Below are 14848 nucleotides of genomic sequence, written 5' to 3'. Positions count from 1 at the left end.
AAGGATTTTCATCATTCTATGTGATTCTAAATTTGGACTTAACAGCGAGCCGTCTTTTTTTTATTTCCTATTTTCCCCATTTTCTCTATCTTTAAAATAGTTTCTGGAGCACTCGGAACTTTGCAGGCAGTTTCACCCATCATCACTTCTACTTTTCCGATTTTTTTGGCAACTTCTAAAGCTTCTTTAAAAAGAGGAGGATAAAAACCTCCGACTGCGATTACAAATCCGTTCATACAATACTTTACTCGGTTTTGAGATTTATGAATTTTAGATTCTACTCTTTTAAGTAGTTTGGAAATTTCTTTAGAATCAATTTGATCGTTTGGAAGGATCGATAACAAACTGGAGAAAGTGTTCCATCCGGAAGAAGAGATACTTTCTTTTTCCGATTCGATCCATTCTCTTGCAAGTTCTAAACCGTGTTTACTTTCCGCCGCGATCCAAGCGATTGTATATTCGCTGATCATAGGAGAAGTGGAGTTTTTTACCCAAAACTGCAGGTCTTTTTTCTGAATTTTTTTTTCGTCTGCGATTAGTCCTGCGAGATACATAGCGTCTGCGTTTAGAGTTTTATAAAGTTCTAATGAAATCTCATTGTTCTTTTTGATTTTTTTCTGGATTTTTTTGAGATCAGCTATCTTAACTCCGAAGAGTGGCTCTTTTGCTCCGTGATTAATGAATATTTTTTTGACAGATGGTGTTCCCATTTTTTCTAAATCTTTCATGATTTGTTCTATAGTCATATTAGTATATCCTATTTTTTGAATATTTTTAATTCACCTTCAAAGGATGGAGGCTTTCTGATAATGTTATGTTGGAAATGTTTGTATTTCATTTTTGAATGTAGGAACGAAAAATTGGTTCTTGGATCGACCAGAATTTCATTTGCACTTTCTTTTTGAAAGATATTTTTAAAATCAAGTTAGTTTGTCGGAACAAATATTCTTTATTTTGTGGGAACTCCTACGTTTTTCGATGCATACAAATTTGATTTCAACACGTTGTCTAAAAAATGATTTTCGTAGATAATAAAGGGCCTGTCCCAAAATTTTAGAATTAATCGTTTTTGAATTCTCAATAAAAAGTGGTAGTTCCCACAAAAACCGTTGTATTGAAATGATTTATAGTTTCTTAACATTCTTTTGTTATTATGATTTTTGTATGAGTTCCCACATTTTTGTAAAACTAAAGAGTCTCGCTTCTATAGTCGCTCGAAGTAACTAAAGCAAACACCTCTCTATGGATCGGTGTTTAGGTTTTAGGACAAAATCTAAATAAAACGATATAAAGTTCATTTCAGGAATCAAATTTTTACCGACAAAAATAAAATATATCTTTTGATTGCAAAAAAAATCGAATAAAAAAATGACTTCGGTTTCCATTGGATTGTTAAACGTATATTTGTGAAAACGTTCTAGGAAATCCTACATGAACTTATGAATCTATTTTTATGGAGAATTAAAATGTTAAGAATTGTTTGTTTTTTAGTTACGTTCTTATTGATCTTTCCTTTGAATGCGGAAGAAATTGACCTCGTCAATAAACTCATTTTGAGAATTACGGATTCTTCCACTCCAAAGGAAGGAGATAAAATACAATTTGAGGTTCTTAATTATAACCATGGGGTATCTATGCCTCTTATGGCGGAGGGGCCTACTTATCGGCCGGTTTATCAGGATTATACGATTTCAAGATTCGTGGATTTACATTCCGCATATTTGTTGGAAAAATGCACACGCGGAGAAACGATTCCGGAAATAACCTTAACCTACTATCAAAAAAGTAAAAACGGTCCATCTACTTACAAAGCTCTAGAAGTTCAACTAATCAATGTAGTGGTCACTAGTGTCAACGTAAGTGGAGGAGGGGACCGACCTATTGAAAATATAACCTTCATTTTCGATTCTATTCGATATTCCGTTACCGCCCCTTCTTCTAACGGAAAATTGGAAACAAAAACATTTACAGGTAAAGTTCCTAAAAATTAGGAACCGATACTTAAACTCGCTTACGCTTGTTTTCACAAGCGTAAAACGCGCTATAGACAAAACTACTAATTTGATCTGTGAATGATGGACTTTTTTTTCAACAAGTTCATTTTTAATACATTTTCTAAATAAAAAAGGATTAAGAAAATTAGAATATTCTACAGTACGATTTGTACTAATTCTATTTCAAAGTGAATTTATTTTGAACGAATAAAGTTGTGCTGAAAATCTTTTTGATTGAATGTGAAAAAAAACGGTCGATCACAATTTATAGTAGAAAAGAAGAACAACTTTTATCTTGAATTCCCCGATATAAATTCTGCCGAATAGCCGAAGGTTTCTTCAAAAGCGATCTTTTGTTCTTCCGCTGCCCAAATTTCCAAAGAAGGATCGTAGCCCTTGTCGGATTCTAAAATAAAACGGATCTGATTTTTTTCGATTTTACAAATAACCGAAGAAACTAGTCCGCCTCGGTTTCGATTCAAAGCAGAACTGATTCTTAGGATCGCTGAAAGTTGGCATACTAAGTTTTGATTTTTTTCCGCAAGTTTGTTGAATTCTCTGTGTTTAACTTTAGGAGTATTCTTTCTATGATAACGAGCGGTCAAGGCGATGATTTCAATTTCTAAAAAAGTAAAACCCAGAAGCATTTCCGAATTTCGGATCATATAATAACTATGTTTATGATAGGCGGAATGAGAAATAGATTGACCGATTTCGTGTAAAAGAGATGCGGCTTCTAAAAGTTCTCTTTGCTCCTGACCCAGTTTATGCAGACTTTTTAATTGATCAAAGATCTGAAGACTTAATTCAGCGACGTGTTTTGAAAATTCCTCGTCCCTAGAAAAAGATTTCATAAAATTATGAACTGCTGTTTGACGGATGTCGTCAAGGTGTTTGGAATGTTCCGTGTTTTCGAAGTGTTCCCACTTGCGAATTGTATCATATACGATCCCTTCTCGAAGAGCGAATTCGGAAACGGTCAAAGCGGGAACGTTTGCAAGATCAAAAATCTCTTCTAAAATCAAAGTTCCCCCAACGATGATGTCTGCTCGTTTACTATCTAAACCAGGGATCTTGGATCTTTTTTTAGAAGTGTCCGCTTCTAAAATCAAATTGCGGATTTTTTTAAATTCGGAAGAAGTAAATGAAAAATTGTTTAAAGAGATTTCTTCTGTTTCTCCTCTGGAAGCTAAAATCATACCTGCAATCGATTGTATCGTTCCTGAGGAACCTACTACTAAATCCGGTTTTAAATCTCTGAGAATCTTTCGAAAAGGAAGAAGCATTTCTTCGATGTAAAGTCTACATTTACGAACATCCGAGTTAGAAAGAGTTTCTTCTTTAAAAAATTTTTCTGAAAGTCGAATGGCTCCCAGTTTAAAACTTTTAGAGAATAAAATATTTCCTCTATGACCTACTAAGATCTCAGTACTTCCACCTCCTATATCGATCATCATGATTTTTCGATCAAAAACTGGAATTCCCTGAAGAATTCCAAAATAGATTAGACGAGCTTCTTCATAACCACTTACTACGTCGATGGATATACCCGCTTCTTGATACGCGGTTTCTAAAAAGTCTTCTTGATTGGAAGCTTCTCTCAGTGCACTTGTGGCAACGGCTCTGATCTCTGCTCCTGCATTTTCTGCTAAGATTTTAAATCTTTTTAGACAATCGATTCCTCTACGAAACGATTCCGGATCGATCGGACCGTTTTCTTGCAACCTATTACCTAAGCGAACTGATTCTTTTTCTCTAGCGATGGCTTCGAAAGTTCCATTTGTTCGAACTCGAACGATGATCATGTGAAATGAATTTGTGCCAAGGTCGATGGCGGCGAGAGGTTTTTCTTCAACCATGGTTGAACAGAATGCTTTGCTACTAAAATCGAATCCAGCTTAATTTGTTTTCTGAATTTTTTGTTTTGAGGTTGCCGGGAACCAAAGCGTTGAAATTATTGAAACCTGTCCGACGAAGAAAATTCTGAAGAATTTTCAACTCTGAGCAGATAATAAAGACAAAAACCTTCGCGGTTGAAAGGTACCTGAAATGATCTTTGATAATCTCTATGCCCTGTTTTCTAACGATATGGGAATCGATTTAGGAACGGCAAATACACTGGTGCATGTTAAAGGACAAGGGATCGTTTTATCCGAGCCCTCCGTTGTTGCGGTCCACGCTGCCACTGGTAAAGTTCTTGCTGTAGGGCAAGAAGCAAAACGGATGTTAGGACGTACTCCAGGAGAAATCGTCGCCATCCGTCCGATGAAAGACGGTGTGATTGCAGATTTTGAAACCGTCGAAAAAATGATTCGTTATTTTATCGCAAAGGTGCATAACCGCACTACATTCGTAAAACCTAGAATTGTGATCGGAGTTCCGTCCGGAATTACAGAAGTAGAAAGACGCGCTGTGCGTGAATCAGCAGAACAAGCAGGTGCGAGAGAAATTTTCTTGATCGAAGAAGCTCTTGCTGCGGCGATCGGCGCCAACATACCGATCAACGAACCTGCAGGAAATATGATCGTAGACATAGGCGGTGGTACGACCGAAATCGCAGTCATTTCGTTAGGTGGAATGGTGATTGCGGAATCCATTCGGACCGGAGGGGACGAATTTGACGAAGCAATCATCAAATATCTCCGAAATCAATATAACTTAGTGGTGGGAGAAAGAACCGCGGAAGATATAAAACTCACCATAGGAAACGCATTTCCGGAAAAAAAGGCAGAAACGATGGAAGTTCGTGGACGGGACGCGATTTCAGGACTTCCTAGAACCTTAGAACTGGAATCGAACGAAATTCGTAAAGCACTCAAAGAACCTACAGACGAAATTTTAGATGGAATCAAAAGAGTTTTAGAAAGAACACCTCCTGAACTTGCATCGGATATAGTAGAAAGAGGAATTGTTTTAACTGGTGGTGGATGTCTTTTAAGAGGATTGGAAATGTATCTTTCCAAAGAAACTGGAGTCCCGGTCTTTCGTGCGGAAAATCCTCTTACCTGTGTGGTACTCGGAACCGGAAAATATCTGGACGAGTTGAAGTATATCAAACCCGGTATACGTTAAGAAATCGGTTGAAATTCGCTAACGTTTCGAACGAGTTTGTTCGGAACGGATTCGAGAGAAAAGGAAGAATCGATGTTATGGTTTCAACTCAGTCGAAGTAAAGAGACTCTTTCTCTCCTTTTTTGTATTTTATTTTCCATTTTATCTTTAACCTTTCGAAGTAATGTAATTGTTCGAGGGATCGCCAGTTTTCAAAGAGTAGGAGACGTGGTATCCGGCTCTATCGATTCTTTCGGTGGATTTTTCAAAGGTGCTTATAATAAGTTGGAATCTTTTGAAACCATACGTAAAGAAAGGGATTCTTGTGTTGCCGTTATGGAAGACTATAAGTTGCTTCCACAGGATTTGGAAAAGGCGAATCGGGAAAACGACGCACTTAGAAAAGAACTCAAGTTCCATAGCAGACAAAAATATTCTAGTCTCAAGGCGGAAGTATTATCTGTTCGTCTCAATTCTATTTATAGAACGATTATCATAGACAAGGGTTCCGATTCCGGAATCAAACCTTATATGCCTGTGACCGCAAGAGCGGTAGATCAAAAGGGAGCGATTATAGAAGCGCTTGTAGGAAAAGTAATTGCAGTGACCGGAGGTTCTGCGGTGGTCCAACCGCTCATCAATTCCAATTTCAACATGGGAATATCGATGCCGGATACAAATCTATGGGCTAATTTATCCGGAAATTCAGGAAGAGGAACCGAAACGCTTTTAAATTATATAGATAGCGGAATCATCATTGATCCTAGAGTGTTTGGAGAATATCCGATGGGACCGAGTGAGATGATTCAATATACGGAGTCTTTAAGTAAAATTGGGAAACCGGTTTATACATCCGGAGGAGGTGGGGTATTTCCTTCAGGGATTCCTGTCGGAATTATCACGGAAGAAGGGCCTCGAAACGGAAGTTTCAAAAGTGCTTATTTAAAACCTTTTGTACGATTTGAAATGTTAGAGAGTGTTACGATCCTTCTCAAACTTCCTGAGAAATGGCTGGAAACTTGGCCGGAAGGACAAAATATCACGATCGAAAATCCTTATTTTGGAGAATTGAATTTTCCGGGAGAGGATCGTCTAAAAGAGAATCAAACTAAAACACCTAACGCGAATCAGACGCAGACAAACGAAACTAAAAACCAACCGTCTACTCCGAACGAGGAAGATTTGCAATGATCTTAGAAAAACTCGTAATCGCGATCGGAATCTTAATCGCTCATTTTTTAAACGGCTCGAATTTATTTGAAATTGGTTCGGCGATCAAACCGGACTTTATGATTTTACTTGTACTTTTTTTTGCGCTAAGAAGGGGACCACTCTATGGGCTCTGGATTGGATTTTTCGGAGGTCTTTTGACCGATTCGGGACTAGGAGGAGAAATTTCCGCAGGGAATGTAGTCACGTATAAGATCGGGCTTCATTCTTTGACCTTCTGTCTGATTGGTTATCTGGTCGGAAAATTTGCGCGTTCCGCTTATCACGAAAATTATCTATCGATTACGATCTATTCTTTATTGATTACGTTTATCACCAGACTGGCCACGTATTATCTGTTTTCCTTATTCTTTCATGAGAATATGAGTTATTCCTTATTTTTCACTTCTTTGTTTAACGCGCTCATTGCACCTGCTTTTTTTTACGCTCTGACTTGGATCTATCAATTGGATCATATGGGGGACGCATAAATTGTTAGGCGGAGCCCAGTCTGCGTCGGAATACCGACTTGAAAAAAATTTTAGACTTCGTCTTTATACCTTTTCCGGACTTGTGGTATTTGCTCTTGCCGCGTTTATATTTCAGTTATTCAATCTACAGATTTTAAACGGAACGGATAACGCCCTTAAGGCGGAAAAGTTCGTTCGAAAAAGCGAAATTATGCCCGCGGCTAGGGGCCAAATGTTTGATCGAAATTTTCTCACGCCAGAAACTTCTATGGCGCTTGTATCAAACTACTCTTCTTTGGACGTAGTATTAAATACTTCTTTGTTTAAGTATGATCCCGCTTCCGTGAAAGCGTTCATTCAAGAATTTGCAAGAACTCTTTCGATACCGATTTCTTATTACCAAGACGAATTGATCGAACCCCGTTTTTCCAGAAATTTAAAGGCTAAAAAACCGATCGTACTTTTAGAAGGAATCAGCACCGCACAACAGGAAAGAATATCAGTATTTGATAATATATCTAAATACATCGTCTTACTTCCATCTCCAAGAAGAGTCTACAAAATGGGTCCGGCTCTTGCACACGTGACCGGTTATATCGGAAAACCTACTAGGGACGATCTGGTTTCTGGAAAAATTAAATCGTATCAGTATTTGGGAAAGGACGGACTGGAATTAGAATACGATTCGGAACTCAGAGGGGTAGACGGGTTTAGAATCCAAAAAAGAAGTTCCGAAGGAAATATAGAAGAGGAACGTGTAGTGGAACATTCTTCTCCTGGAAACAATCTGGTTCTAACGATAGACAAGGATATACAAATCGCTGCTTATAAAGCTCTAAAAGGAAGTAGAGGAACCGCGATCGCCATCAAGGTTGCCACTGGAGAAATTTTGGCGATGGTTTCCAATCCGAGTTATGATCCGAACATACTCTCCGGAAAAAACAGGGCGGATCGAACTGCACATTTTAAAAGAGTTAAGGACAACGGAGGATTTTTAAATCTAGCGATTAAATCTAAGTTTCCACCCGCTTCCACCTATAAAACGTTAGTCGCTCTTGCCGCGTTGGAAAGTCAACACAAGATAGGATATACTCCGGAGACTACGTTCTCTTGTAACGGAAGTTTTGTATTGAAATCAACGTTTGCAGGAGTTCCAGATCAGGTATTTTTATGTTGGGAAAAGGGAGGACATGGAACGAATGACCTTGCGCATGCTTTACAAAAATCCTGTTCCGTATATTTTTACAACTTAGGATACAAACTAGGATCGGACGCAATTTTAAACTATTCCAGACTTTTTGGATTGGAAAACAAATCCAAGGTGGATCTTCCGGATGAAATCGCCGGTTTTGTACCTTCTTCTGCATGGAAAAAAAGAACTTATGGGACGAAGTGGTTTGATGGAGATACGATCAATCTTTCTATCGGACAAGGATTTATTTCCACCACTCCGATAGGAATGGCTCTTTTTTATATGGGATTGCTCAACCGAGGACAGATCTATCAACCGTATGTGGTAAGTGAAATTCGAGATCCGGTAGATAATTCTATTATCAATAGAACCGCACCTCAAATTTTAAGGGACATACCGATCAATCAATCTTCTGCAGAAGCGATTAAAGAAGGATTAAAACTTGTGGTAAAAAGTGGAACGGCTGCACACGTATTGAACAAGCCGTTTTTACCAGAAATAGCAGGAAAAACCGGAACCGCTCAGACTAGAAGAAGAGGGGCTTCCGGTTCCAATCACGCATGGTTCGTAGGATACGCTCCTGCAAACGCTCCCGCCAGCGAACAAGTGTTAGTTGTTGTTTTTGTGGAATACGGGATAGGAGGAGCCGCCGGAGCCGCACCCGTGGCAAGGGAAATGTTTCATGCAGCTTTTCCACCTGGAACATTCAAAAAAACGCAAGAAGTAAATCCTCAACCTAAAATAGGACAGGAGGGAGTTCTTGAAGCCAGATAAATCCATAGAAAAGATAGATTACTTTTTAGTGATTTCGGTAGTAATCGTTGTACTTTGTAGCGTAACTACTTTGTACAGTCAGGAAGTGAATTTTGAAGACGGACCCGGAAAATGGTATCGTCAGTTATTTTATTTTATCATTGGGCTTGCGATCATGTATTTCGTATCTAGAGTCAACTATCAGTTGTTAGGTGCTTATGCTCTCGTGATCTACGTGTTTACGGTTTTTCTATTGATGATTACCTTAATTCCCGGAATAGGTTATCTACCTTCAGGAAGGGGCGCGCGCTCTTGGATCAAACTAGGACCCGTGGGAATTCAGGCTTCTGAGTTTGCGAAGTTATCCACTGTAATTCTCTTGGGGCAGTTCATGGTTTTAAAAGAAAAGGATATGAGGAATCTAGTGGTCTTATCGATTCCGTTTATCATCGTAATCGTTCCAATGATATTTATATTGTTACAGCCAGATTTTGGAACAGCCGTATCTTTTTTACCGATCTTGTTTACGATGCTCTTTTTAGGAGGAGCAGATATATTGCATATAGGATCCTTGCTTGCGTTTGGAGGAATTACGCTCATGGTTCCGATGTTTGTAGAATATTCTAAACTAACTTTGATCAACGACATCTCTGATTTTTTACAAAGAACCGGAAAGACCGATCTTTTGTCCGTGGTCAATCGACTTGGCGGAAAGATATGGCTCGCTCTTGACGGAAAGGACGTAAAAGCGGCTAACCTAACACCTAAAACTCTGAACGCGTTGCAAGAAGTAGTGGATCAGGTAGTGGAAGTGGAAGGAGGATTTTTCTTTAAGATTTTTTCCAATCAAAAATTACTTTTAACCTTTGGAGCTTTGTTTTTGATTGCGAGTATAGTGATGGTAGGAATTCGAATCGCAAGAGGAAGTAAAACATTAAGACAATATTATATACCACTTGGAATTTTGGGAATCAGTCTGATTTCTGCAGTTGTAGTGATGAAAACGGTTCCGTTTAGAGAAAACCAAGTCATTCGATTAACTGCGTTCTTAAATCCGGAGGAATTTAAACAAGGTGCGGGTTATCATTTAAGAGCTTCTAAACCTGCGGTTGGATCTGGAAGATTTTTCGGAAAAGGGTTAATGAACGCGGAAATGACAGAAGGAAGAATTCCACACGTACCAGAATCCAGCACGGATTTTATCTTTGCGTCCTGGGCGGAACAAACCGGATTTTTAGGATCTGTATTTTTATTATTCTTTTTATTTTCGATACCACTTCGAGGGCTCCAGATCAGTTATGAAAGTAAGGATCGGTTTGGATCCTTACTAGCGTCTGGGATCGTAGCATTACTTTTTTATCATATGGCAATCAATATAGGAATCGTGATAGGATTGATGCCAGTAACTGGAATTCCTTTGTCTTTTATGAGTTACGGAGGATCCCATTTGGTTATGTCTATGACCGCGGTTGGAATTATACTTTCGATCAAAAGTAGAAAACACGCAAATTAAAAGATTCTGGGTGTCTTCGATCCGCATTAAAAAAATGAGTTTATTACCGATACATTATATTTAATATTCGTGTAAATTTTTCTAAGTTTGTTAATTTAACGTGAGCAGGGCGTAAGAAAACCAAGCCGGACCGGGCTCTTTAGCTCTAGTCAATAAATTGCATACAGGAAAGCGTTCTGCTTTAGTTTCCTCGCATGTTAGTTTAACATGTGTTTGGTGTATTGGCAAGTAGTGTTCCCAAGTTGATAAAGAACTATTAAAAACTGGTTTTGTATCGAAGGGCTAAAAATATAGTTTTAAGATTTCAGAATCATCACTTGATAGAACTTACTCAGGGTTATATAATAAAATACCAATATTTTGCACTGAAACAGTGTTTTGTGATAAAAATTAATGTTAATTAATTTTATAGAGATTAAAGTTACTTACTTCGATCCAAAATCTACCACACATTCTATTCAGGGGATATGCGTTTAGGATGTAAAATAGGAATAGTTCCTCTAAAAATTTTAAAAAAGAACCGATAATAAAAATACTTCTATGGACCCCGTAAAAGATTCCAGATTTTTTTTCGATCTAAAACGTAAGTTTGAAGTTATATTGGAGGAAGTGGAAAAAAAAACCTTCGACCAAAAGGATGAAATAAGGGAATTGGAAAGTCTTTGGGAAGAGATGTTCGAACTTGCTGGAAAAAATGATTCGCCTTATTTTCAAATCCGACTTAAAAACCTGAAAAAACAACTAGAGACGTTCGTAAAAAGTAAAGGGTACGAAAAACAAGAGTTTGATAGAATTTATCATCAACTCGGAAAGATGAAACGAAATGACTCTGTGGAATTTTTGGATGAATCACTTCGAAATCGACTCGATAGGATTGCGCAAAAACACTATTCTCCCGGAGATATGATTTCAGTGGCTACAAGTAAAAAAGGAAAACATTATATAACGTTTCGCTGTGGAACGATTTATTTTGTAACCGATTGGTCTTCTTATACCGTACTCAAGGATTTGGATCGAAGAAAAAATACCGTGGAGTATAAGGGTTCGGTTTATAGAATATTTCCAAGTTCATTCGTTTACGGACCTTCCGAAGAAGAGTATAGGAATGAAAATTTTTTGACTATGAACTTATTGGTTCTCAAAAGGGAATCTGGACTTGAATTTTATCGATTTGATACATTAGGCGAAATATTACAGATTAACGAGGGAACCTTTTTAAAAGGTTTAAAACCTATGGAAAGTTCCGAGATGGACAAACGAATTCGGAGTTATTTTAGAAAAGCAGGAATTCGTTATTACTATATTCCAGTTTGAAATCTTAAAATATTATATATTTTTAAAGTCAATTTATATAAATGAATAATTCTGTTTTACTAATATTAGATATGAAATTTTCAACAACTCTAATCGTATTCGTATCTGATACGTTTATGTTTGGATTTCTTATAGTTTCTAAATCTGTTTTTTACCAAAACCAAAATGTGGTAGAACCTCCAAGTTTTATTCTATTTTAACGTGAGCAGGGCGTAACGCGAAAGGATCGATGAATGAACTAAAGCACAACGCTTTCCTGAAACTCAATGCATCACTCCCTAAGGGTCGCTCTGCAGGGTCGCGTTTTAGGTCGTTCGACAGGTCGCTCTGCAGGATCAAGTTATTGATATTTTATAAAAATTGAATCTGGTTTGGAATTTCACAATAACTTAACCGGAGCAAAAGAGCTGCTTATGGCAAGCCGGATTTGCCCCAATTTTCTTACGTCGAACTCGCGTTAATTTAGAAAAAAGATTTTTGTGTTTAGATGTTACTGATTTCATCAAATCGAATATTTAAATGGTTATCATAAAGTGTTATTGTTTTATGTAAGTAGGAATTGCTCAGAACTATATAACAAAATGCTCAATTGTATAGAGGTGAGTATAGTAGTTAGTTGAATGGATTGAAAAAAGAAGGATGGGTTTAGATAAGGTGAAAAAGAACCCGGAGAAACGATTTTTCTCCGGGATATTTTTTTAGTCTTCCGAATCTTCGAGAAGATTGTTAAGACTTTCGACAAGTACGTCTACTTCCACGCCGTAACCCATACAAACTTGTTCTATGGTTTCAAGTTCGTTGATGGAGCAGTGGGAACAACCACCTAAATGATAGCTTGAAAAAACAAGTCCTGCTTCTGGATGAACCGCCATCGCTTCGCCCACAGTCATTTCCTTATAAAATCTTGGCTTGACCACTTCTGTCATTGAATATCTCCTATCATTAAAACTTTATTGGATATTTTATTTCTGCAAATTGTGAGAAATATTTTTCCTCTGAAACAAAATTAACTCGGAATTCCAGTATATAGACGTGGGAAAGAAAGTCAAGATCTATGTTTTTTGAAGAATCAGGAAGATTTTATATTCGAATTGAGGAACGTTTTGAATCCTCACATTATCTCTACAAATATTTTCCAGACGGATCGGATGAACCGATTCATGGACATTCTTGGAAGGTAGAAATTTATCTTTCTGGAAAAAAAAACATTGGAGACGACGGGATCAGTTTTGACTTTCTCACTTCCAAACTAAAACTCAAAGAACTTGTAGGTAAGTTGGATCATATTCTAATTAACGACTTAGAAGAATTTAAAAAGGTCAATCCTACGTCAGAAAACATTGCAAGATGGTTTTATCATTATCTCAAGGAAAGTGTGCATACCGTCGGGGGAAGAGTGGATCGAATCGTCATTCATGAAGGTCCCGAGAATCTCGCCTTTTTTGAGCCAACATCGCTTTAGTAAAAAGCGATGTTGCAAAAAGGCATTGTGCAATGTAAGCCTTTTGCTTTCAACGAAGTTGTAAAAATCATCGCTTTAGTGTTTTCTTATATTTTAAAAATTGGAGACTTCTTGATTGTATTTTTAAAGTTAGATATGTATCTGTTATAGAAAGTTTTTTGTAAAAGTAAACGGCTGTTTTTAAATTTTACATAACTTGAATATAAAATTTTCTAAAAGTATGAGTTTCTAGAATTTTGGAATTTATTCGTAAAATCGTGATTCGTAATAGTTCCTACACTTGAATACGACAGTTATAAACTTTTATTTTATAAATTGTGGTAGTTTCCACATTTTAGAAATTAATCTGCAAATTCAGATCCTAACTTTTTTCAAAACAATGAATCATGGTCGAGCTCACGTTAAAATAGAATGTTTAAAATTCTGCCTAAACGAAAATTTGTCTGAAAAATTTAGGGTACTACTTAAAAGTTAAACCATCTAGAATCTATTTCAAAAATACTTTATCTTTACTTAAAATACCGATTTCGATTATTCTAAGATATATTTTTGAGATGGATTTTTGTAAGAGCGTCTAATGTTTTGTAGTAAAAATTTACGATAATCAATTTTTAAGTTTTATGGTGTGTGGAAATGTTTTTTATGAAATAAAAATAATAAAAAAAGAAATTTTCTATTTTAGAAAAAAATAATTTACTCATGTTGTCTTTAAGGCTGAGTAAATTATTTTTAAATTTTTATTGATATCTATATAGCGTATACTTAATGTTTATGCTCAGATTTGCTTTTCTAAAAGAAATTTACTTAATCTATTATATAACATTGAGTAATAGAAAAAAGATATGGTTTTATTTTTCCATTTAGAAAGAATTTATTGATTTCATTTAACATAGAGCTGATCGAAGGAAGCTCCATCTGCAAAATGATCTTTATGCGCCTTTTGCCAACCGCTGAAATGTCCGTCTACTGTGATTAGATCCAGTTTAGGAAATTTAGCCTCGTATTTTTTAAGTATGATTTGGTTTCTAGGACGGTAACCGTGTTTGGCAATAATTTCCTGCGCCGCCTCAGAATAGAGGGATTTGAGATAGGCTTTTGCAGTTTCTAAATTTCCGTGTTTATCCGCATTTTTTTCCACGATTGCTACGGGAGGTTCGGCGAGAATACTCAAGGATGGAATGACTACTTCGTATTTGTCCTTGCCAAATTCTTCTAAAATGAGAAAGGATTCGTTTTCCCAAGCGATCAACACGTCTCCGATTCCGTTTTGTGCAAAAGTATTACTAGAACCTCTGGCCCCTGAATCTAAAACCGGAACATTTTTATATAATGTTTTTATAAAGTCCTGGACCTTATTTGTATCGTTGTTGAATTTTTTTTGCGCAAAGGCCCAAGCGGCGAGATAGTTCCATCTGGCTCCTCCACTCGTTTTAGGATTTGGAGTAATTACACTTACCTTGGATTTAACTATATCGTCCCAATCTTTTATATTTTTAGGATTACCTTTTCTAACTACGAACACGATTGTAGATGTATAAGGAGTACTATTGTTTGGAAGACTTTTCAGCCAATCCCTGGAAATCAAACCTTTGGACGCGATGATGTCTATATCGTATGCGAGTGCAAGAGTAACAATATCCGCTTCTAAACCGTCGATCACAGATCTTGCTTGTTTACCACTTCCGCCGTGTGATTGATTGACTCTTACCTCGTCTCCAGTTTTAGATTTCCAATAACTTGCAAAAAGTTTGTTATACTCTGCGTATAATTCTCTCGTTGGATCATAAGATACGTTAAGTAGAGTTACATCTTTTGCAAAGAGCCCTAGGTTTGAGATCATTGCAAGAAGCACGATGGTGGTAGTTTTAAAAAAATTTGTTTTCATACTGA

The 14848-nt window shown here is 36.9% G+C and carries 12 protein-coding genes; 8 read left to right on the top strand and 4 right to left on the bottom strand.

Annotated elements, in window-relative coordinates:
- Nucleotides 1-38 precede the first annotated feature (38 nt).
- Nucleotides 39-746 (bottom strand): DNA alkylation repair protein, encoded by a 708-nt coding sequence (locus LEP1GSC049_RS214545; RefSeq protein WP_004759047.1) that lies wholly within the window; start codon nucleotides 744-746, stop codon nucleotides 39-41.
- A gap of 720 nt (nucleotides 747-1466) precedes the next feature.
- Between LEP1GSC049_RS214545 and LEP1GSC049_RS07055 the strand changes: the two genes are divergently transcribed.
- On the top strand, nucleotides 1467-1991 hold the full coding sequence (locus tag LEP1GSC049_RS07055; RefSeq protein WP_004750281.1) for a type VI secretion system tube protein Hcp: 525 nt from the start codon (nucleotides 1467-1469) through the stop codon (nucleotides 1989-1991).
- A 293-nt stretch (nucleotides 1992-2284) separates the two neighbouring features.
- Here LEP1GSC049_RS07055 and LEP1GSC049_RS214550 read toward each other — a convergent pair whose 3' ends face one another.
- Nucleotides 2285-3853 carry a Ppx/GppA phosphatase family protein gene (locus tag LEP1GSC049_RS214550; protein ID WP_004759083.1) on the bottom strand — a complete coding sequence of 523 codons (1569 nt, stop codon included), beginning with the start codon at nucleotides 3851-3853 and terminating at the stop codon, nucleotides 2285-2287.
- Nucleotides 3854-4043: 190 nt separating this feature from the next.
- On the opposite strand from LEP1GSC049_RS214550, the gene LEP1GSC049_RS214555 reads away from it, so the two are divergent.
- The 6 genes from LEP1GSC049_RS214555 to LEP1GSC049_RS214580 all read left to right on the top strand — a co-directional run bounded on the left by LEP1GSC049_RS214555 (nucleotide 4044) and on the right by LEP1GSC049_RS214580 (nucleotide 11496).
- A complete protein-coding gene (locus tag LEP1GSC049_RS214555; protein ID WP_000575569.1) occupies nucleotides 4044-5066 on the top strand; it encodes a rod shape-determining protein in 1023 nt (340 codons plus the stop codon).
- A 72-nt stretch (nucleotides 5067-5138) separates the two neighbouring features.
- Complete coding sequence (gene mreC / locus LEP1GSC049_RS214560) at nucleotides 5139-6236, top strand: rod shape-determining protein MreC (protein ID WP_032828102.1); 1098 nt, start codon at nucleotides 5139-5141, stop codon at nucleotides 6234-6236.
- Nucleotides 6233-6745, top strand: coding sequence for a rod shape-determining protein MreD (gene mreD / locus LEP1GSC049_RS214565; RefSeq protein WP_004750466.1), 513 nt, complete (start codon nucleotides 6233-6235; stop codon nucleotides 6743-6745). Before mreC ends, mreD begins: the two co-directional genes overlap by 4 nt.
- A 1-nt stretch (nucleotide 6746) precedes the next feature.
- A complete protein-coding gene (gene mrdA / locus LEP1GSC049_RS214570) occupies nucleotides 6747-8690 on the top strand; it encodes a penicillin-binding protein 2 (protein WP_004750619.1) in 1944 nt (647 codons plus the stop codon).
- Nucleotides 8677-10182, top strand: a complete 1506-nt coding sequence (rodA, locus tag LEP1GSC049_RS214575; protein WP_000801434.1) for a rod shape-determining protein RodA — start codon at nucleotides 8677-8679, stop codon at nucleotides 10180-10182. The genes mrdA and rodA overlap by 14 nt, the downstream gene beginning before the upstream one ends.
- Before the next feature lie 540 nt (nucleotides 10183-10722).
- Nucleotides 10723-11496 carry a hypothetical protein gene (locus tag LEP1GSC049_RS214580; RefSeq protein WP_004763430.1) on the top strand — a complete coding sequence of 258 codons (774 nt, stop codon included), beginning with the start codon at nucleotides 10723-10725 and terminating at the stop codon, nucleotides 11494-11496.
- 698 nt (nucleotides 11497-12194) lie between these two features.
- Here the strand turns inward: LEP1GSC049_RS214580 and LEP1GSC049_RS214585 are convergent.
- Nucleotides 12195-12422 (bottom strand): DUF1858 domain-containing protein, encoded by a 228-nt coding sequence (locus tag LEP1GSC049_RS214585; RefSeq protein WP_000141324.1) that lies wholly within the window; start codon nucleotides 12420-12422, stop codon nucleotides 12195-12197.
- A 128-nt stretch (nucleotides 12423-12550) separates the two neighbouring features.
- Here LEP1GSC049_RS214585 and LEP1GSC049_RS214590 point away from each other — a divergent pair, with 128 nt between their 5' ends.
- A complete protein-coding gene (locus LEP1GSC049_RS214590; protein WP_004750638.1) occupies nucleotides 12551-12958 on the top strand; it encodes a 6-carboxytetrahydropterin synthase in 408 nt (135 codons plus the stop codon).
- An 880-nt stretch (nucleotides 12959-13838) separates the two neighbouring features.
- Here the strand turns inward: LEP1GSC049_RS214590 and LEP1GSC049_RS214595 are convergent.
- Nucleotides 13839-14798 (bottom strand): sulfate ABC transporter substrate-binding protein, encoded by a 960-nt coding sequence (locus LEP1GSC049_RS214595; protein ID WP_244266180.1) that lies wholly within the window; start codon nucleotides 14796-14798, stop codon nucleotides 13839-13841.
- Nucleotides 14799-14848: the final 50 nt, after the last annotated feature.

Origin of the sequence: Leptospira kirschneri serovar Cynopteri str. 3522 CT (genome assembly GCF_000243695.2) — a bacterium.
Classification (GTDB): Bacteria; Spirochaetota; Leptospiria; order Leptospirales; family Leptospiraceae; genus Leptospira; species Leptospira kirschneri.
The sequence above is the reverse complement of the archived record's forward strand: the minus strand, read 5'-3'. Positions and strand labels throughout refer to the sequence as shown.

What these genes read in the sequence shown, in the direction of transcription:
- LEP1GSC049_RS07055 (WP_004750281.1), top strand. Translation starts at nt 1,467, where the DNA reads ATGTTAAGAATTGTTTGTTTTTTAGTTACGTTCTTATTGATCTTTCCT.
- mreC (WP_032828102.1), top strand. Translation starts at nt 5,139, where the DNA reads ATGTTATGGTTTCAACTCAGTCGAAGTAAAGAGACTCTTTCTCTCCTT.
- LEP1GSC049_RS214580 (WP_004763430.1), top strand. Translation starts at nt 10,723, where the DNA reads ATGGACCCCGTAAAAGATTCCAGATTTTTTTTCGATCTAAAACGTAAG.
- LEP1GSC049_RS214550 (WP_004759083.1), bottom strand. Translation starts at nt 3,853, where the DNA reads ATGGTTGAAGAAAAACCTCTCGCCGCCATCGACCTTGGCACAAATTCA.
- LEP1GSC049_RS214585 (WP_000141324.1), bottom strand. Translation starts at nt 12,422, where the DNA reads ATGACAGAAGTGGTCAAGCCAAGATTTTATAAGGAAATGACTGTGGGC.
- mreD (WP_004750466.1), top strand. Translation starts at nt 6,233, where the DNA reads ATGATCTTAGAAAAACTCGTAATCGCGATCGGAATCTTAATCGCTCAT.
- LEP1GSC049_RS214590 (WP_004750638.1), top strand. Translation starts at nt 12,551, where the DNA reads ATGTTTTTTGAAGAATCAGGAAGATTTTATATTCGAATTGAGGAACGT.
- LEP1GSC049_RS214555 (WP_000575569.1), top strand. Translation starts at nt 4,044, where the DNA reads ATGATCTTTGATAATCTCTATGCCCTGTTTTCTAACGATATGGGAATC.
- LEP1GSC049_RS214595 (WP_244266180.1), bottom strand. Translation starts at nt 14,798, where the DNA reads ATGATCTCAAACCTAGGGCTCTTTGCAAAAGATGTAACTCTACTTAAC.
- LEP1GSC049_RS214545 (WP_004759047.1), bottom strand. Translation starts at nt 746, where the DNA reads ATGACTATAGAACAAATCATGAAAGATTTAGAAAAAATGGGAACACCA.